We start from the raw sequence: 17,395 nt of genomic DNA, 5'->3' as shown, positions 1-17,395 counted from the left end.
CCTAAAAGCCGCTTAACCCTCTTTCCTTGGGATAGGCCGGAAATTAGCAGGATTCGGTCGCCGGAGGCAAAGTTTCTTGCCTCCGGTCGCCCTGAAACGGTCTGCCGCGCTTTCCTATTCTAGCTCGAGGATGACCTCGTCTACTGCCAGGGAATCGCCTTCAGAGGCGTTGATAGTGCCGACGGTCGCCTGTTTTTCGGCGCGCAGGATGTTCTCCATCTTCATCGCCTCGACCGTGGCAAGCGGCTGGCCCGGCTGGACTTCCTCGCCCTCCGCCACATGCAGCTTCACCAGCAGGCCCGGCATCGGGCAGATGAGCATCTTGGAAAGGTCGGGCGGTTCCTTCTCGATCATGTGCGATGCGAGATGGGCGATGCGGGTCTGCAGGATCCGCAAGTGGTGCGTCGCACCGCGCGTGGTGATGGCGTAGCCGGTGCGCGTGGGCTTGAGCTGGAAGGTGAAGGTCTCGACCGGCTCGGCTTCCTCGTCGGCGCCGTTCTCAAAGAGGGCCACGTCCACCAGCGTTTCACCGGGGGTGTACTGCATCTCGATAGTGACCTGCTCGCCATCGACGGTCAGGGCGTTCTCTTCGAGCCGGACGTCATGCGTGGTCGAACCTTCTTCACGCTCCCCGATGCGGATGGTCCAGTCGCCCGGCGCATAGTTGTCGCTGTCGAGCTGCTGGTCGATCCGGCGCGCGCGGTCGGCATCGGCAGTGGCGATCACCCCGCCGACGGCTGCCAGGACCCTGGTGAGCTCATCGGAGGCCGGCGCACCCTCGAAGCCATCAGGATATTCTTCCGCGATGAAGCCGGTGGTCAGCTCACCCGAACGGAAGCGCTCGTGCTGCATGATCGCGCTGAGGAAATCGACATTGTGGCCGAGCCCCTCGATGCGGAAGGCGTCGAGGGCCGCGATCTGCAGGTCGGCTGCCTCGTCGCGGGTCTCGCCCCAGGTCACCAGCTTGGCGATCATCGGGTCGTAGAACATCGAAACCTCGCCGCCTTCGAAGACGCCATCGTCGACGCGGATACCGTCGACTCCGCGGCGCCCGTTCTCCGCGCCATCGTCAGCCCACGGCTCGACCGGCGGCTGGTAGCGCACCAGGCGGCCTGTGGAGGGCAGGAAGCCGCGATAGGGGTCTTCGGCGTAGACGCGGTTCTCGATCGCCCAGCCGTCGATTTTGACGTCGTCCTGCGTGATCGAAAGCTTTTCGCCTGCCGCGACGCGGATCATTTGTTCGACCAGGTCGACGCCGGTGATCGCTTCGGTAACGGGATGCTCCACCTGCAGGCGGGTGTTCATTTCAAGGAAGTAGAAGCTCTCGCCGGTCTTGTCCGCGCCCGAGACGATCAGCTCGACCGTGCCCGCGCTGTGATAGCCGACAGCCTTGGACAGGGCGACGCACTGTTCGCCCATGGCCTTGCGCATCTGCGGGGTCACAAAGGGCGACGGTGCCTCTTCCACCACCTTCTGGTGGCGGCGCTGGATCGAGCATTCGCGCTCGTTGAGGTAGATCACATTGCCGTGCGTATCGCCGAGGATCTGGATCTCGATGTGGCGCGGGTCCTCGATGAATTTCTCGATGAAGACGCGGTCGTCGCCGAAGGAGTTCAGGCCCTCACGCTTCACGCTTTCGAAGCCTTCGCGCACGTCCTTTTCCGAGTACGCCAGGCGCATGCCCTTGCCGCCACCGCCGGCGCTGGCCTTCATCATCACCGGGTAGCCGATGTCGTTCGAAATCTCGACCGCGTGGTCGGTATCGCGGATTTCGCCGACGAAGCCTGGGACGACGTTCACACCCGCCTCGCGCGCGATCTTCTTGGATTCGATCTTGTCGCCCATTGCGGCAATCGCGTTGGCCGGCGGGCCGATGAAGGCGATGTTTTCGGCGGCCAGCGCCTCGACGAAGCTCGCGCGTTCGGACAGGAAGCCGTAGCCCGGGTGGACGGCCTGGGCGCCGGTCTGCTTGCAGGCAGCGATGATCTTGTCGGCTATCAGGTAGCTTTCGGCTGCCGGTGCCGGGCCGATATGCACCGCCTCGTCCGCCATGCGCACGAAAGGCGCGCGGGCATCGGCATCGGAATAGACCGCAACGGTTGCGATACCCATGCGCCTGGCCGTCTTGATGACCCGGCACGCGATTTCGCCGCGGTTTGCGATGAGGATTCTTGTGAACATGCCGAGTTACCGTTCTTCCTGAGTATAGATGGGAACCTGCGTCGGGGTGCAGGCCATGCGCCATTCGGTTTCTGTGCGGCGCGTTTCTGACCAAGCGAAGCTGAGCCGCATAGTTGCAGTCGCTTCGGATCGGTCGAAGGCAAACTCGCACCGCGTCGCTGCTTTCCAACCCTCGGGGCTGGCCCAGCTGACCCGAATGGCTGCGGGTGAAAATTCCATGGCCTTACCGCTCGATCCGATCGCGCAGATGTTCTCGAACTCGCTCCGGCGCGGCATGGCGCGCAAGGCGATGTTGGAACTCTCGCTGAAGACAAAGATCTGGTCGGGCAAATCGAAGGTTTGGGTATCGGTCTTTCCGTCGCTGACGGACGTGTGAAGGGTATCTCCGCGACACTCTACCGCAAAGGTGTCCGGCGCCGTGGGGGCGCTGGCCACAAGGGCCGTCGTGAAGAGGAGTGCCTTCACTCGGCCGGTTCCGCCACCTTGCAGGCCCTGAGGGGTTCTTCCTGCGCCAGCGCCGTCAGGCCAAGCTTTGCGAACAGCGCGCTATCGCTGTCGTCGCCCGCATTGGGTGCGGTCAGCAGCTTGTCGCCGGTGAAGATCGAGTTCGCACCCGCGAGGAAGCAGAGAGCCTGAGTGGCTTCGCTCATGCTCTCGCGGCCTGCGGAAAGCCGCACCATGCTCATCGGCATGGTGATGCGCGCCACCGCCACGGTACGAACGAACTCGATATCATCGATCTTGGCGAGCGGCGTGTCGGCCAGCATGTCGCCCAGCACTGTTCCCTTGACCGGCACGAGCGCGTTCACCGGCACGCTTTCGGGATGGCGTTCGAGCGTGGCGAGTGTGTGGACGAAGCCGACACGATCTTCGCGCGTTTCGCCCATGCCGACGATCCCGCCGCTGCACACATTGATCCCCGCATCGCGCACGTTCTGCAGCGTGTCGAGCCGGTCCTGGTAGTTGCGGGTCGAGATCACGCGCTCGTAATATTCCGGCCCCGTGTCGACATTGTGGTTGTAGTAATCGAGGCCCGCTTCCTTGAGCATATCCGCCTGCTTCGGCGTCAGCATGCCCAGCGTCATGCAGGTCTCCAGCCCCATGGCGCGTACGCCCTTCACGATCTCGACGATAGCAGGCATGTCGCGGTCCTTGGGGTTGCGCCATGCCGCGCCCATGCAGAAGCGCTGGCTGCCTGCATCCTTGGCCTGCGCCGCGCGCTGGAGGACAGACTGCACCTCCATCAGCTTGGTCGCCTCGACGCCGCTATCGGCCTTCACCGACTGCGAGCAATAGCCGCAGTCCTCCGGGCACCCGCCGGTCTTGATCGACAGCAGCGTGCAGAGCTGGATCTGCTCGGGCGGATGGTACTCGCGGTGGACACTGGCGGCTTGGAAGAGCAGCTCGGTAAAGGGAAGGTCGAACAGCTCCGCGATTTCCTCGCGGGTCCAGTCGGTACGGGTCTGGGTCATACGGGCTTTCTGGCTAGGTAGAGGCCGATTGCCATGACCACCAGGCCGAGCGCACGCTTGGGCGTAATCGCGCTCTGGATGGAGCCAAGCAGGCCGAAATGGTCGATAATGGCCGCCGCGACGATCTGGCCGAGCAGCACGAAGAAGATCGCGTTGCCGAGCCCGATCCGGGGCGCTGAGAAGGCCACCGATGTGGCGTAGAAGAGCATCACCACGGCCCCGATCCAGAGCCACGGCTTTTCGAAGGTGAAGGCGCTTGCCGGGGGATAGCCGGTGAAGGTCAGCATCACGGTGGCGATCACGAAGCCGATGGCAAAGGTCACCGCCGTTGCCGCGACCGGCCCGCCCAGTTGCTGGCCCAGCCCGGCGTTGAGCGCGGCGAAAACGGGGATGCCCAGCCCGGCGGCAAACATCATCGCCGCAATCGGAACAAAGGCGCTGGAGGAGGAGGCGCTCACTCCGCCGCCTCGTCCAGATCCTCGCCGGCTGGCGGCATGTTGTGGCCGAGCAGGCGCAGCACGTCGGCCGCGCATTCGATCACGTTGCTGCCCGGGCCGTAGATGCCCTGCACCCCGGCATCGCGCAGGAAGTCGTAATCCTTCTGCGGGATCACGCCGCCGGCGATCACCTTGATATCCGGGCGGCCCGCTTCCTTGAGGAGCGTGATCAGTTCCGGGATCAGCGTCTTGTGACCGGCCGCAAGGCTGCTCGCGCCGATGGCGTCGACATCGTTTTCGAGCGCCATGTCGCGGGTTTCTTCCGGCGTCTGGAACAACGGGCCGGAAACGACCTCGAAGCCCATGTCGGCAAAGGCGGAGGCAATCACGTTCGCTCCGCGGTCGTGGCCGTCCTGGCCCATCTTGGCGACCATCAGCTTGGGCGCGCGGCCAAGGCGGCGTTCGACCGCCTTCACGCCTTCGATCACCTGGTTGTAGCGCGTGTCCTCGGCATAGGCCTCGGAATACACGCCGCGCACAGGCTTCGGCATGGTGTCGTAGCGGCCGTAGGCGTCTTCCATCGCCTGGCTGATTTCGCCGAGCGTCGCATCGTGGCGCGCGGCTTCCACTGCGAGTTCGAGGAGGTTTCCTTCCTTCTGCGCCGCCCCGCGAGCGAGCGCATCGAGCGCGGCCTTGCAGGCAAATTCGTCGCGTTCCTCGCGCACCGCCTTGAGGCGCGCGATCTGGCTCTGGCGAACGGCGTGGTTGTCGATGTCGAGCGTGTCGATATCGGCCTCTTCGGGGAGGCGGTACTTGTTGACGCCCACGATCACCGTGTCGCCCTTGTCGACGCTCGCCTGCTTGGCGGCCGCCGCTTCCTCGATCTGGGCCTTGGGCTTACCGCTGGCGACATATTCGGTCATCCCGCCTGCCGCCTCGACCTCGTCGAGAAGCTTGCGGGCTTCCTCCACCAGAGCGGCGGTAAGGCTTTCGATGTAATAGCTGCCGCCCAGCGGATCGGCGACATTGGTGATGCCGGTCTCTTCCTGGATCACGAGCTGCGTGTTGCGCGCGATGCGGGCGGAGAAGTCGGTCGGCAGCGCAATCGCCTCGTCGAGCGCATTGGTGTGGAGCGACTGCGTGCCGCCCAGCACCGCTGCCATCGCTTCGATCGTGGTGCGGATGACGTTGTTGTAGGGGTCCTGCTCCTGCAGCGAGACGCCGCTGGTCTGGCAGTGGGTCCGAAGCATCTTCGACTTGGGGTTCTGCGCCCCCAGCCCTTCCATCACATCGTGCCACAGCGCGCGCGCTGCGCGCATCTTGGCGATCTCCATGAAGAAGTTCATGCCGATGCCCCAGAAGAAGGACAGGCGCGGCGCGAAAGCGTCGATATCGAGCCCCGCTTCCATCGCTCGGCTAGCGTATTCCTTGCCGTCGGCGATGGTAAAGGCCAGTTCCTGCACCGCCGTGGCGCCTGCCTCGTGCATGTGATAGCCTGAGATCGAAATGCTGTTGAATTTCGGCATGTTGGCCGAGGTATATGCGATGATGTCGGAGACGATCCGCATGCTCGGCTCGGGCGGATAGATATAGGTGTTGCGGACCATGAACTCCTTGAGGATGTCGTTCTGGATGGTCCCGGCCAGCTTCTCCTGGCTCACCCCCTGCCGCTCCGCCGCAACGATGTAGAACGCCATGACCGGGATCACCGCGCCGTTCATGGTCATCGAGACGCTCATCTGGTCGAGCGGGATCTTGTCGAACAGGATTTCCATGTCGCGCACGGTGTCGATGGCGACGCCCGCCTTGCCGACATCGCCGACGACGCGCGGGTGGTCGCTGTCATAGCCGCGGTGCGTGGCAAGGTCGAAAGCGACCGAGAGGCCCTTCTGACCCGCCGCGAGGTTGCGGCGATAGAAGGCGTTCGATTCCTCGGCAGTCGAGAAGCCCGCATACTGGCGGATGGTCCACGGGCGGCCGGTGTACATCGAGGCATAGGGTCCACGCGTGAACGGCGCGATGCCCGGCACGCCGGGATCGATGCCCTGCGTATCCGCGCTCGTATAGAGCGGTTTCACGGCGATCCCTTCCGGCGTGTTCCAGATGAGATCGCGGCCCTTCACCTCCTTGTCGGCGAGGGGCTTCCAGTCGTCATAGCTTGGCGTGTCACTCATGCCCTGCCCCTAACCACAATCGTATGCACGAGGGAAGAGAGCGCGGCTGTTTTACGCGCCCTTGAAGGCCGGTTTGCGCTTTTGCAGGAAGGCCATGCCGCCTTCCATCGCGTCCGCGCTGGCCCCGGCGATGCGCTGCCCTTCGGCCTCGGCCAGCAGCACTTCGGTTAGGTTGCCATCCATCGCGATGGCGATGTTCTTCTTCATCGTGGCGTAGGCAAGCGTCGGGCCGTTGGCGAGCTTTTCGGCCAGCGCTTTGGCCTCATCCATAAGAGCATCGTCTTCGGTGCACTTGTAGATCAGGCCCCAGTCTTCCGCCTGCTCGCCGCCGATCTTCTCGCCCAGCATCATCATGCGCGTGGCGCGCGCACGGCCGATGGCGCGCGCGAGCAGCCAGGTCGAACCGCCGTCGGGCACGAGGCCGATGTTGACGAAGGCCTGGAGGAAATAGGCGCTCTTCGATGCGAGCACGAAATCGCCCGCCAGCGCGAGGCTGCAACCGACACCGGCCGCGGGGCCATTCACCGCGCAGATCACGGGGACAGGCGCGCGCAGCACCATGTTCACCGCCGGGTTGTAGTGGTTCTGCAAGGCGCGGTGGCTGCCGCCCTTGCTGTCGAGAGCGCTGCGTTCACCCCGCGCGGCCAGGTCCGCGCCCGAGCAGAAGCCCTTGCCCGCGCCGGTGATCAGCACCGCGCGGCTATCGCCGAGGTCATAGAAGGCCGCGCCGATCTCGTCCGCCATCTGCGGCGGCATCGCGTTCAGCCGGTCGGGCCGGTTGAGCGTGATGGTGGTTAGCGGGCCGTCCTTTTCGACGATGATGGTTTCGTAGCTCACGTCTCTCTCCCAAGAAGCGATCTGTCTGGTTTCTTTTCGCAACCGAGTGTGGCTGCGACGCGCGCTTAGCGCAAGTGCGTTACGGCGCGCGTCGTCCGATCAGGCCTGCGCGCTGCGCCGCGCGGACACGCGCTCGTGCCAACTGGCAAGGTTTGCGCAGCCCTCGGGCATCTCAAGCCCGACGAACTTGGCGAAATCGACCGTCGTCAGCAGCAGGATGTCGGCTGCGGAGTAGCCGTCGCCGGCAAGGAACTCGCGGCCTTCGAGCGATTCGTCGAAGAACTCCATGGCCGATCCCACGCGCGGGCGATTGGATTCGCCCCACTCCGCGTTGCGTCCCGGCAGCGCGGCTGTGAACGGGTGGGTATGGACCCAGACGGCGCCGATAGGTGGCATGAGGATCATCTCGACCCGGCGGCACCACATCTCGATTTCCGCGATTTCGCGGCTGGTGGTGCCAAACAGCGGCGGTTCGGGATGCTCGGCTTCGAGATAGCGCATGATCGCCACGCTTTCGGCGATCACCGTGCCGTCATCGAGCTCGAGGATCGGCGTCTGCCCGCGCGGGTTCTTGGCGACGTATTCGGGCGCCTTCTGCTCGCGCTTGGGGATGGAGACTTCCTGCATCGGAAGCTCGATGCCCTTCTCGGCGGCGAAAATGCGCACGCGGCGCGGATTGGGCGCCGGGTTGGGGCTGTCGTAGAATAGCATTCGAGGGTCCTCTCTCCCCTTGGCCGCGCCGGATCAGTTCGACCAGTGCGCACCGTCCTTGGGCGTTTCCATGATTTCGGTCAGCTGGCCCATCATGTCCTTGGGGTGGAGGAAGAAGATGGGCGTGCCATGCGCGCCGATACGCGTGGGGCCGAGGATGCGCTTGCCCATATCCTCGAACCACTTGCGGGCGTCCTCGATGTCCTCGACCTCGTAGCACAGGTGGTGCTGCCCCCCGGCGGGGTTCTTGGCGAGAAAGCCGGTCAGCGTGGACTGCTCGCCCAGCGGCTCGATAAGCTCGATCTGCGTGCCGTGGGTGCCGTTTTCGCCGGGTGTGTCGATAAAGCAGACCTTCACGCCCTGCTCTTCCAGATCGAAGGGCTCATGCGTGATCGTCGCGCCCATGACGTCGCGATAATAGCGCAGCGATTCCGCGATCGAGGGCGTCGCGACGCCGATATGGTTGAGACGGCCGAGTTTCATTTTCTCTCTCCGAAAATCTGCATTGCGCGATCAGCAACCGGACCTGATCGTCCCGATGGCCGCAGCCCCATGTACTCTGTTTCGACAGTCGTCAGGTATGCTTCGATCTCAACTTTTGACTTACCCGATTGAACAAGGCTCAAAAGCTGCGGTGCGTAACTGTCGTACTCATCGTCGGGCCAATCACCCTCGCCATCATTCACGCCAATTGGATCCCATTCCTCCCACAGTAGAGCCTTAAAGGTCCGAAGAAGTGAGTTGGCGTCACAGCGGGATATTGTCATGCTTCTTCCACGGGTTCTCGAGCTGCTTCGTCCGCAGCTTGCGTAGCCCCAGCACGATGCGCTTCCGCGTCGAGTGCGGATAGATCACCTCGTCGATATAGCCGCGCTGGGCTGCCACGAAGGGGTTGGCGAAGCGGTCTTCGTATTCCTTCGTTTTCTCGGCGATCTTGTCGGGATCGTCGCGGTCCTGGCGGAAGATGATCTCCACCGCGCCCTTTGCGCCCATCACGGCGATTTCGGCGGTGGGCCAGGCGTAGTTGAGATCGCCGCGCAGGTGCTTGGACGCCATCACGTCGTATGCACCGCCATAGGCCTTGCGGGTGATGACGGTGATCTTGGGCACGGTCGCCTCGGCATAGGCGAAGAGCAGCTTGGCGCCGTGCTTGATGATGCCATTGTGCTCCTGCGCCGTGCCGGGAAGGAAGCCGGGCACGTCGACGAAGGTAAGGATCGGGATTTCGAAGGCGTCGCAGAAGCGCACGAAGCGCGCGGCCTTCTTGGACGAATTGATGTCGAGCACGCCGGCAAGCACCATCGGCTGGTTCGCCACCACGCCCACCGTGCGCCCCTCCACCCGGCCGAAACCGCAGATGATGTTGGCGGCATGGTTCGGCTGGATTTCGAAAAAGTCACCCTCGTCCAGCGTCTTGCGGATGACTTCGTGCATGTCGTAGGGCTGGTTGGCGTTGTCGGGGATCAGCGTGTCGAGGCTCGGCTCCTCGCGGTCCCATGCGTCCGAAGTCGGGCGCTCGGGCACCTCCTCGCGGTTAGACAGCGGCAAGTAATCGAAGAAATTGCGCGTCGCGAGAAGCGTCTCGATGTCGTTTTCGAAGCTGTTGTCGGCGACGCTGGTCTTGGTGGTGTGCGTCTTCGCCCCGCCGAGTTCCTCCTGCGTGACGACCTCGTTGGTCACGGTCTTCACTACGTCGGGGCCGGTGACGAACATGTAGGAACTGTCCTCCACCATGAAGATGAAATCGGTCATGGCCGGCGAGTACACCGCGCCGCCCGCACATGGCCCCATGATGAGGCTGATCTGCGGCACCACGCCGCTGGCCAGCACGTTGCGCTGGAACACCTCGGCATAGCCGCCGAGCGAGGCAACACCTTCCTGAATGCGCGCGCCACCGGAATCGTTGAGGCCGATCACCGGCGCTCCGACCTTCATCGCCGTGTCCATCACCTTGCAGATCTTCTCTGCATGGCGCTTGGATAGAGAGCCGCCGAAGACGGTGAAATCCTGGGAGAAAACATAGACCAGGCGGCCGTTGATCGTACCTGAGCCGGTGACCACGCCGTCGCCCGGGATCTTCTGCGTTTCCATGCCGAAATCGGTGCAGTCGTGTTCGACATAGGTGTCGAGCTCTTCGAAGCTGCCTTCATCGAGCAGGATATCGAGCCGCTCGCGCGCGGTCAGCTTCCCCTTGGCGTGCTGCGCGGCGATGCGTTTCTCGCCCCCGCCCATCCTGGCGGCTTCGCGGCGGCGTTCCATTTCGGCGATATTGGCGGACATGCTCTCTCCAGTAATCCGTTTGGCAAAGCGCCTAGCCAGCGCATTGCCGCAGCGTCAATCGCGGAGAGCGGAAATCAGGAATTCGACATTGCCTTCCGGCCCCGTAATCGGGCTCTGGACGATGCCCTGAACATCGAAGCCGAGCCCCTCGACCCATGTCCGCACTTCGTCGCAGACACGGGTGTGAAGCGCTGGATCGCTGACCACGCCCTTCTTGCCCACCTCCTCGCGCCCGACCTCGAACTGCGGCTTGATCAGCGCGACGAGGCGGCAGTTGCGCTCGGCGAGCTCCAGCGGGCGTTCGAGCACCTTGGCAAGACCGATAAAGCTCGCATCGCACACCACCCAGGTGACGGGCCGGTCGATCATCTCGCGCGTCAGGATGCGCGCGCTGGTCTGTTCGAGCACGGTCACGCGCTCGTCCTGCCGCAGCTTCCACGCGAGCTGGTTGGTCCCGCTGTCGACCGCGAACACGTGCTCCGCCCCGCCCTGCAACAGCACATCGGTAAAGCCGCCGGTGGAGCTGCCGATATCCATTGCGGTGACGCCAGTCGGATCCAGCTCGAAATGCTCGATAGCGTGCGCCAGCTTGATCCCGCCGCGCGAAACCCAGGGATGGTCGCGCCCGCGCACATCGAGCGGTGCGTCTTCAGAGAGCTGCTGGCCGGGCTTGGCAAGCTTCTGCTCGCCGCTGAAGACGAGCCCCGCCATTACCAGCGCCTGCGCGCGCGTGCGGCTTTCCACGAGCCCGCGGTCCACCAGCATCTGATCGAGGCGTTTCTTTTTCGGCATCGGAAACATGGCCGTTAGCGATCATTGACCAGTCATGAAACCAGTCCTTTTCTCCCAGTGGGTGCATCTCGCCGGCGCGCTGGCCGCCACCGCCCTTTCCGCTTCCTGCGCCTCGGCACAGGATTCGCCCGCTCCAACCGAGGCAACGCCGACCTACATCCCGGTCACGGTGACGCCCGCACCGACATCCGTGGCGGAGCTCGAAGGCGATCTTTCATGGGAAGACTGGATTGTTCGGCCGCGTACGCCCGGCGATTGGAGCTACACGGCAACGCCAACCGGAACCGCCGCGATTTATGGGCGCGCCGGCGAACGCCCCGAATTCGCCGTAAGCTGTCCCTTCAGCACCCGCCGGATTGTCTTCACCCGATACGGCGACACGCTGAGTGAGGGCGCGCCGCTGGTCATTCGCACCGAAACGGCCACCGGATCGCTCACGCTTGGCCCCGGGAACAGCGCGGACGCCAAGAGCGCGAACCTCGCGGCGACCGACCCCTTACTCGATACGATGGCGCTCACCCGCGGGCGGTTTGCGGTGGAGACTGCGGGCATGCCGGCCATCTACCTCCCCGCATGGGCGGAAGTGACCCGCGTGATCGAGGATTGCCGCTAGCGAGTCGGCCCGTGCGTGGCTGTGGATAACTCGATTCGCCCGGCGCTTTGTTCCGCAGGGCGGTGCTGTGTGACACCGGCGTTGCAGGCGAAAAGCCGCAGCTATCCTTAGTTCGGACATGAAAAAGGCCCGGAATCCGCTCCGAGCCACAAACATCAATTCTGACGTGGGAAAACTTTTTTTCAAGCCTTGTTTTCACGCCCCTCGCGCAACAAATTGAAATCAAGATCAGCGGCGAAACGCGGTCTTGGACCCCGGTGAAACGGCGGTTCTTAGCTCACTAGCGCGAAAGGAGGTGATCCGATGTCTCATGGTTCAGCAGAGAGGTCGGCAAGTTCCCGCGCGAGGTACTATCGGTAAGCAGATATCGATAGAGACTTCGTGAGCGGCACTTCCCGCCGCTGACCATGCGAAGGGCGATCCTCCTACGGGCGAGGGTCGCTCTTCTCATTTCTGGCTTCAGAAACCTTGTCCTGAGGGCCTATTCCAACTAATCGCGCCCCATGGAATTCGAGCACCTTCCCCACCCCGCCCCGATCGCCAGCGACGCCCGCGACAAGGCGCTGGAAAACCCCGGTTTCGGCACGCTGTTCACCGACCACATGGTCGTGATCGACTACGATGCGGACAAGGGTGGCTGGCACAAGGCAACGCTCGGCCCGCGCGAAGCGATCAGCCTCGATCCCGCGGCCGCCGTGCTCCACTACGCCCAGGAAATTTTCGAGGGCATGAAGGCTTACAAGCAGGCGGACGGCAGTCTGTCGCTGTTCCGCCCGGAACAGAACGCGCGCCGCTTCAACGACAGCGCGCGCCGCATGGCGATGCCGGAGCTTCCCGAAGAGCTGTTCCTCGAATCGATCCGCCAGCTGGTCGCCAAGGATCGCGACTGGGTGCCGGGCGACCCCGATGGCTCGCTGTACCTGCGCCCCTTCATGTTCGCGTCCGAAGCCTTCCTCGGCGTGCGCCCGGCGCGGCAGTACAAATACATTCTGATCGCTTCGCCCGTCGGCCCCTATTTCAAGGGCGGCGCAAAGCCGGTGAAGATCTGGGTCAGCCGCAACTATACCCGCGCGGCGCCCGGCGGCACGGGCGCGGCCAAGACGGGCGGCAATTACGCCGCCAGCCTCGTGCCCCAGGCTGAAGGGATCGAAAACGGCTGCGACCAGGTGGTCTTCCTCGATGCCGTCGAGAAGAAGTGGATCGAGGAACTGGGCGGCATGAACCTGTTCTTCGTGTTCGATGACGGCACCGTCATCACCCCGCCGCTCACCGGCACGATCCTGCCTGGCATTACTCGCGCCAGCCTGATCGAGCTGCTGCGCGAAGAGGGGCTCCAGGTCCGCGAGGAGCCGTACAGCATCGACCAGTGGCGCGCCGATGCGACCGAGGGCCGCCTGCTGGAAACCATGGCCTGCGGCACCGCTGCGGTGGTGACCCCGGTGGGCACCGTGCTCGGCCCGGATGGCGAATTTGCGATTGGCAGCGGCGGGATCGGCCAGATGACCCACAAGATCCGCGAAAAGCTCGTCGGCATCCAGAAGGGCTCTGTCGAGGACACCCACGGCTGGACCATGAAGCTCGCCTGATCAGAAGCGCGGCCGAACCAGGAAGCGGCGGGTAAAGGTCTCGCTCGGCCGCAGCACGATGATGGCCACACCGAGCAGCGCGATTGCGCCGCCGATGATCAGCCGCTCGCCAATCGCATCGCCGGTCAGCCAAGCGCCAAAAGCGATGGTCAGGATCGGCGTGAACAGGGTGAGCGGCACGACCACATTGGCGTCGTGCTCTTGTAGCAGGCGGTAGTAGGCGGTGTGCGCGCCGATCGACACAACGACGGCAGCAAAGAACAGGCAGGCTGCAAGGCGCCAGGGCGCGTTGGCGAGCGATTCCACCTGACCGGCTTCGACGCCAAAAGTGAGCGGCAGTAGAACCGCGACCGAGGCCACCGCGGCCCAGGCCTGCAGCCGGATCGAGGGTATGTCGAGCCGCTTCACGAAGACCGAGCCAAGCGCCCCGATCACGGCGGACAGGAACACGAGCAGCAGGCCCGTGCTGGTCTCCATCTGGTTGTCGCCCATCATGGCAAACAGCACCCCGCCAAAGGCAAGGCCGATGCCCAGCCCGCGGCGCCAGCGCACTCGCTCGCCAAGGAACAGGATCGCGAACAGCACGGTCATCGGCGCGCCGGTCAAGCTGACCACGCCCGCAGCCGAAGGGCTTGCCGTTGCCAGCCCCATGAACAGCAGCGCAAACGAGCCGCCGCTTATGGCGAGGCCAACCAGCAGCACTTGCCAGAGCTTTGCCGGCAGCGGCCGCAGCAGCGGGATCAGCACCAGCGCCACGACTACCGAGCGCAGCAAGGCGTAAAACAGCGGCGGCGAGCCAAGATCGGCAATCGCGATCTTGCTGACGACGACGTTGAGCGCCCAGACGATGTTGCACAGCGTCATGATCAGCAGCGCGCGAACTGGCATGGTCAGTCGCCAGCAGGAGGAAGGGCAACGGCGAGCTCCGCCAGCCAGGTGTCGGCCACCGCATCGCTCGGCGCGCGCCAGTCGCCGCGCGGGCTCAGCGCGCCGCCTGCGCTGACCTTCGGCCCGTTGGGCAGCGCGCTGCGCTTGAACTGGCTGAAGCCGAAGAAGCGCTTGAGGAAATTCTCCAGCCACTTGGCAATCGTGGGAAGGTCGTAGGTGTTCTTCGCCGCATCTGGGAAGTCGATCGGCCACAGGCCAGCTTCCGCATCCTTCCACGCATGCCAGGCCAAAAAGGCCACATGGCTCGGCTTCTGACCCCAGCGGATGATGTGGTGGAGGAAGAAATCGTTCAGTTCGTACGGGCCGATGATGGACTGCGTGCTCTGGATCTGGCCATCCTCGCCCGCGGGCACGAGCTCGGGACTGATCTCGGTGTCAAGCACATCGGCCAGCACCGCGTCGACGCCTTCGTCGAACTGGCTCGTCTGCGTGGTCCAGCGGATAAGATACTGGATCAGCGTCTTGGGCACGCCCGCGTTGACGCCGTAATGGCTCATGTGATCACCCACGCCATATGTGCACCAGCCGAGCGCCAATTCGCTGAGATCGCCCGTCCCCACAACCCAGCCGCTGTGCTGGCCGGCCAAGCGGAAAAGGTAATCGGTGCGCAGGCCCGCCTGAACGTTCTCGAAAGTCACGTCATAGACCGGCTCGCCATCGGCAAAGGCGTGGCCGATGTTCTCCAGCATCATCGTCGCGGTTGGCTTGATGTCGATTTCCTCGGCCGTGATGCCGAAGGCTTCCATCAGGCGCCAGGCGTTGGACTTGGTGCCGTCCGATGTCGCAAAGCCGGGCATGGTGTAGCCGCGAATATCGGTGCGCGGGCGTCCCAGCCGGTCCATTGCCTTGGCGGCAACGATCAGCGCATGCGTGCTGTCGAGCCCGCCCGATATGCCGATCACGAGGCACTTGGGGTTGGTCGCCTGTATGCGCCGCATGAGCGCATCGACCTGAATGTTGAACGCCTCGTAGCAATCCTCGTCCAGCTTGTGCGCCCGGTTGGGCACGAAGGGGAACCGGCGGATCGGGCGGACAAGGCCCGTGTCATCGCCCGGAGCTGCCAGATCGAATGGGATCGTGCGGTACCAGTCCTCAGGCCGCCCCGCCGCTTCAGCCGCGTCGTTGAAGGTCTGCATCCGCATGCGTTCGGACAGGATGCGCTGGGTATCGATATCGACCACGCACAGTTCGGGATCGAGATCAAAGCGCTGGCTTTCGACCAGCAGGTCGCCAAGCTCGTAGATCATGCCCTGCCCGTCCCACGAAAGGTCGGTCGTGCTCTCGCCGTGCCCGCTGGCCGAATAGGCGTAGGCGCACACGCTGCGGCTGGAACTTGCACGGCACAGCAGGTGCCGTTCGTCCGACTTGCCGATGGTGATGTTGGAGGCCGAGGGATTGAGGAGGATCGTGGCCCCGGCCAGCGCTGCCATGGTACCCGGCGGATTGGGCGACCAGTAGTCTTCGCAGATTTCCACCCCGAAGGTGAAACCGGGCAGGTCGCTGGCCGCAAAGACCAGGTCGGTACCGAAGGGCACCTGCTTGCCGCCGGCTTCGATCGTCAGTCCGATGCATTCGCGCCCGTGGGCGAACCAGCGCTTTTCGTAATACTCGCGGTAATTGGGCAGATAGCTCTTGGGCACCACGCCCAGCACCGCACCCCGCGCCGCAACGACCGCGCAATTGTAGATGCGGCCGTTCCTGCGCAGCGGAGCGCCAAAAACAAGGACGGGCGCCAGGTCGCGCGAGGCTTCGACAATCGCCGCCAGCTGGGTGTCCACCGCATCGAGCAGCGCCGCCTGCATGTGCAGGTCATCGAGCGCGTAGGACGACAGGGAGAGCTCGGGATAAAGCAGCAGGTCGACGCCCTGCTCATGCGCCTTGCGCGCCTGTTCGAGGATGCCTTGTGCGTTGTATGCCACATCCGCGGTGCGCACCTTGGGGGTGCTGGTCGCAACCCGGACGAAGCCATGCGTCTGCCGGGCGAAAAAGGGATGTGTGACGCTGGCGCTCATGGGCGCGGGACCTTTCTGATCGGGGGCGGAAGGGGCCGGTTCGAGCCAGTCGGCCGGCTCGCAGATACCCAGTTGGGCGAGGCGCTTTTGCACCGAGGCGCGGGCGATCTTGCCCTTGGCTTCCCAGCCATAGACGGTGCGGCTGGGCCAGGGCGCGGGCTCGCCGAAGCGCGCGCCGAAATCTTCCGCGCTAAGCGGCGGATCATGGGCTTCGCGAAACGCGCGGATCTTGGAGCCTGCACGGTGCATGTCCCGCCCAGTATCCCTTAAGGATACCACTGGCAAGGCAAATCAGGCGGCGAGCAGTTCCGCCGCCGCCGGGCTTTCTTGGAGCAGCTCTATCAGGCCGCGCTCCTCGCGCGAGAGCCAGCGGGTCGCACGGGGCAGCGAAACCGACGCGCGCCATTCCTCCTGGCGTTCCACCAGGTCTATGACCGCAGGGTGGATGTAGCTCTTGCGCGTCACCGCAGGCGTGTTGCCGAGCCGTTCGGCCACGCAGTCGAGCAACGCCTTGAGCGGCATCGCCCCCTCGCCTTCGAGCAGGCACTGGAACGCCATGACGCTGCCGTGCCAGGTGCGAAAATTCTTGGCCGTGAAACGCTCGCCCATGGCCTCGGTGAGATAGTCGTTCACATCGGACGAGCCGACCGTCTGCACATCGCCCTCCTCGTCGACATATTTGAACAGGTTCTGTCCGGGCAGGTCCTGCATTCGCCGCACGAGCCGCGTGAGCGCACCGTCGGACAGGGCCACCTCGCGCAGCTTGCCGCCCTTGCCCCTATAGCGCAGCTTCAAGGTCCGGCCTGTCAGCTCGGCGTGGCGCTGCCGCAAGGTTGTTGCCCCGAAACTCTTGTTCGAACGCGAGTACCCTTCGTTGCCGACACGAACAGCGCCGAGATCAAGCAGCCGCACGACGCTCGCCACCGCCCGTTCGCGCGTCAGCGTCCGACCGCGCAGATCGTCCTCCACGCGCTTGCGCACCAGCGGGAGGAGGCTGCCGAAACGCACGCAGCTGTCGAATTTCTCGCCCTCGCGCGCGGCACGGAACTCAGGGTGATAGCGATACTGTTTACGTCCACGCGCATCGATGCCGGTTGCAAGGATATGGCCGTTTGGCGCGGGGCAGAACCAGGCGTCTGTATAGGCCGGTGGCAGCGCCACGGCGTTGAGACGGCGCTTTTCCGCAGTGTCGGTGATCAGTTCACCCTTGGGATCATAATAGGCCCAGCCCTTGCCTGCCCCCTTGCGGGTGATGCCGGGCAGGCTGTCGTCGACATAGATGAGCTTCGTCATGGCGAAGGCAAGAACCGTGGGATCGCTGTCACGGTTCCCCACCTTGCGACGAACAGTGG

General features: G+C 64.2%; 15 protein-coding genes. 2 read left to right on the top strand and 13 right to left on the bottom strand.

Translation table 11 applies throughout. From position 1 onward, the window contains the following. Positions 1-114 precede the first annotated feature (114 nt). The 10 genes from KUV82_RS06895 to KUV82_RS06850 all read right to left on the bottom strand — a co-directional run bounded on the left by KUV82_RS06895 (position 115) and on the right by KUV82_RS06850 (position 10,884). A complete protein-coding gene (locus KUV82_RS06895; RefSeq protein ID WP_219956124.1) occupies positions 115-2,181 on the bottom strand; it encodes an acetyl-CoA carboxylase biotin carboxylase subunit in 2,067 nt (688 codons plus the stop codon). Positions 2,182-2,187: 6 nt separating this feature from the next. Continuing rightward, positions 2,188-2,646 carry a hypothetical protein gene (locus KUV82_RS06890; RefSeq protein ID WP_219956123.1) on the bottom strand — a complete coding sequence of 153 codons (459 nt, stop codon included), beginning with the start codon at positions 2,644-2,646 and terminating at the stop codon, positions 2,188-2,190. Next, positions 2,643-3,653 carry a biotin synthase BioB gene (gene bioB, locus KUV82_RS06885; RefSeq protein ID WP_219956122.1) on the bottom strand — a complete coding sequence of 337 codons (1,011 nt, stop codon included), beginning with the start codon at positions 3,651-3,653 and terminating at the stop codon, positions 2,643-2,645. The genes KUV82_RS06890 and bioB overlap by 4 nt, the downstream gene beginning before the upstream one ends. Continuing rightward, positions 3,650-4,111: a DMT family transporter gene (locus KUV82_RS06880; RefSeq protein WP_258319874.1), complete on the bottom strand. Its 462-nt coding sequence runs from the start codon at positions 4,109-4,111 to the stop codon at positions 3,650-3,652. The genes bioB and KUV82_RS06880 overlap by 4 nt, the downstream gene beginning before the upstream one ends. After that, positions 4,108-6,264, bottom strand: a complete 2,157-nt coding sequence (scpA, locus tag KUV82_RS06875; protein ID WP_219956121.1) for a methylmalonyl-CoA mutase — start codon at positions 6,262-6,264, stop codon at positions 4,108-4,110. The genes KUV82_RS06880 and scpA overlap by 4 nt, the downstream gene beginning before the upstream one ends. Before the next feature lie 51 nt (positions 6,265-6,315). Then, on the bottom strand, positions 6,316-7,101 hold the full coding sequence (locus KUV82_RS06870) for an enoyl-CoA hydratase-related protein (protein WP_219956120.1): 786 nt from the start codon (positions 7,099-7,101) through the stop codon (positions 6,316-6,318). 99 nt (positions 7,102-7,200) lie between these two features. Continuing rightward, the gene (locus tag KUV82_RS06865; RefSeq protein WP_219956119.1) at positions 7,201-7,812 is read right to left on the bottom strand and encodes a glutathione S-transferase family protein; all 612 of its coding nucleotides are present in this window, start codon (positions 7,810-7,812) and stop codon (positions 7,201-7,203) included. 33 nt (positions 7,813-7,845) lie between these two features. After that, entirely contained in the window at positions 7,846-8,295 is a 450-nt protein-coding gene (gene mce / locus KUV82_RS06860; RefSeq protein ID WP_219956118.1) for a methylmalonyl-CoA epimerase, read from the bottom strand. A gap of 264 nt (positions 8,296-8,559) precedes the next feature. Continuing rightward, positions 8,560-10,092, bottom strand: coding sequence for an acyl-CoA carboxylase subunit beta (locus KUV82_RS06855; RefSeq protein WP_219956117.1), 1,533 nt, complete (start codon positions 10,090-10,092; stop codon positions 8,560-8,562). A gap of 54 nt (positions 10,093-10,146) precedes the next feature. Then, positions 10,147-10,884 carry a TlyA family RNA methyltransferase gene (locus tag KUV82_RS06850; protein ID WP_219956116.1) on the bottom strand — a complete coding sequence of 246 codons (738 nt, stop codon included), beginning with the start codon at positions 10,882-10,884 and terminating at the stop codon, positions 10,147-10,149. A 34-nt stretch (positions 10,885-10,918) separates the two neighbouring features. Between KUV82_RS06850 and KUV82_RS06845 the strand changes: the two genes are divergently transcribed. Both KUV82_RS06845 and KUV82_RS06840 read left to right on the top strand, forming a co-directional pair. After that, the gene (locus tag KUV82_RS06845) at positions 10,919-11,497 is read left to right on the top strand and encodes a hypothetical protein (protein ID WP_219956115.1); all 579 of its coding nucleotides are present in this window, start codon (positions 10,919-10,921) and stop codon (positions 11,495-11,497) included. Positions 11,498-12,000: 503 nt separating this feature from the next. Then, the gene (locus KUV82_RS06840) at positions 12,001-13,083 is read left to right on the top strand and encodes a branched-chain amino acid aminotransferase (RefSeq protein WP_219956114.1); all 1,083 of its coding nucleotides are present in this window, start codon (positions 12,001-12,003) and stop codon (positions 13,081-13,083) included. Here KUV82_RS06840 and KUV82_RS06835 read toward each other — a convergent pair whose 3' ends face one another. The 3 genes from KUV82_RS06835 to KUV82_RS06825 form a co-directional block, all read right to left on the bottom strand. Then, positions 13,084-13,971 (bottom strand): DMT family transporter, encoded by an 888-nt coding sequence (locus KUV82_RS06835; protein ID WP_219956113.1) that lies wholly within the window; start codon positions 13,969-13,971, stop codon positions 13,084-13,086. A 2-nt stretch (positions 13,972-13,973) separates the two neighbouring features. Next, positions 13,974-16,043, bottom strand: a complete 2,070-nt coding sequence (locus KUV82_RS06830) for an NAD(+) synthase (protein WP_219956240.1) — start codon at positions 16,041-16,043, stop codon at positions 13,974-13,976. A gap of 291 nt (positions 16,044-16,334) precedes the next feature. Continuing rightward, positions 16,335-17,336, bottom strand: a complete 1,002-nt coding sequence (locus KUV82_RS06825) for a DNA topoisomerase IB (protein WP_219956112.1) — start codon at positions 17,334-17,336, stop codon at positions 16,335-16,337. Positions 17,337-17,395: the final 59 nt, after the last annotated feature.

Origin of the sequence: Qipengyuania flava, assembly GCF_019448255.1 — a bacterium.
Lineage (GTDB): Bacteria > Pseudomonadota > Alphaproteobacteria > Sphingomonadales > Sphingomonadaceae > Qipengyuania > Qipengyuania flava_A.
Note: the sequence above shows the minus strand (reverse complement) of the source record. Positions and strands in the feature narration are given on the sequence as shown.

Excerpts from the sequence above, each read along its gene's own strand:
- KUV82_RS06895 (WP_219956124.1), bottom strand. The coding sequence starts at position 2,181 with ATGTTCACAAGAATCCTCATCGCAAACCGCGGCGAAATCGCGTGCCGG.
- bioB (WP_219956122.1), bottom strand. The coding sequence starts at position 3,653 with ATGACCCAGACCCGTACCGACTGGACCCGCGAGGAAATCGCGGAGCTG.
- scpA (WP_219956121.1), bottom strand. The coding sequence starts at position 6,264 with ATGAGTGACACGCCAAGCTATGACGACTGGAAGCCCCTCGCCGACAAG.
- KUV82_RS06865 (WP_219956119.1), bottom strand. The coding sequence starts at position 7,812 with ATGCTATTCTACGACAGCCCCAACCCGGCGCCCAATCCGCGCCGCGTG.
- mce (WP_219956118.1), bottom strand. The coding sequence starts at position 8,295 with ATGAAACTCGGCCGTCTCAACCATATCGGCGTCGCGACGCCCTCGATC.
- KUV82_RS06855 (WP_219956117.1), bottom strand. The coding sequence starts at position 10,092 with ATGTCCGCCAATATCGCCGAAATGGAACGCCGCCGCGAAGCCGCCAGG.
- KUV82_RS06850 (WP_219956116.1), bottom strand. The coding sequence starts at position 10,884 with ATGCCGAAAAAGAAACGCCTCGATCAGATGCTGGTGGACCGCGGGCTC.
- KUV82_RS06845 (WP_219956115.1), top strand. The coding sequence starts at position 10,919 with ATGAAACCAGTCCTTTTCTCCCAGTGGGTGCATCTCGCCGGCGCGCTG.
- KUV82_RS06840 (WP_219956114.1), top strand. The coding sequence starts at position 12,001 with ATGGAATTCGAGCACCTTCCCCACCCCGCCCCGATCGCCAGCGACGCC.
- KUV82_RS06835 (WP_219956113.1), bottom strand. The coding sequence starts at position 13,971 with ATGCCAGTTCGCGCGCTGCTGATCATGACGCTGTGCAACATCGTCTGG.
- KUV82_RS06830 (WP_219956240.1), bottom strand. The coding sequence starts at position 16,043 with ATGAGCGCCAGCGTCACACATCCCTTTTTCGCCCGGCAGACGCATGGC.
- KUV82_RS06825 (WP_219956112.1), bottom strand. The coding sequence starts at position 17,336 with ATGACGAAGCTCATCTATGTCGACGACAGCCTGCCCGGCATCACCCGC.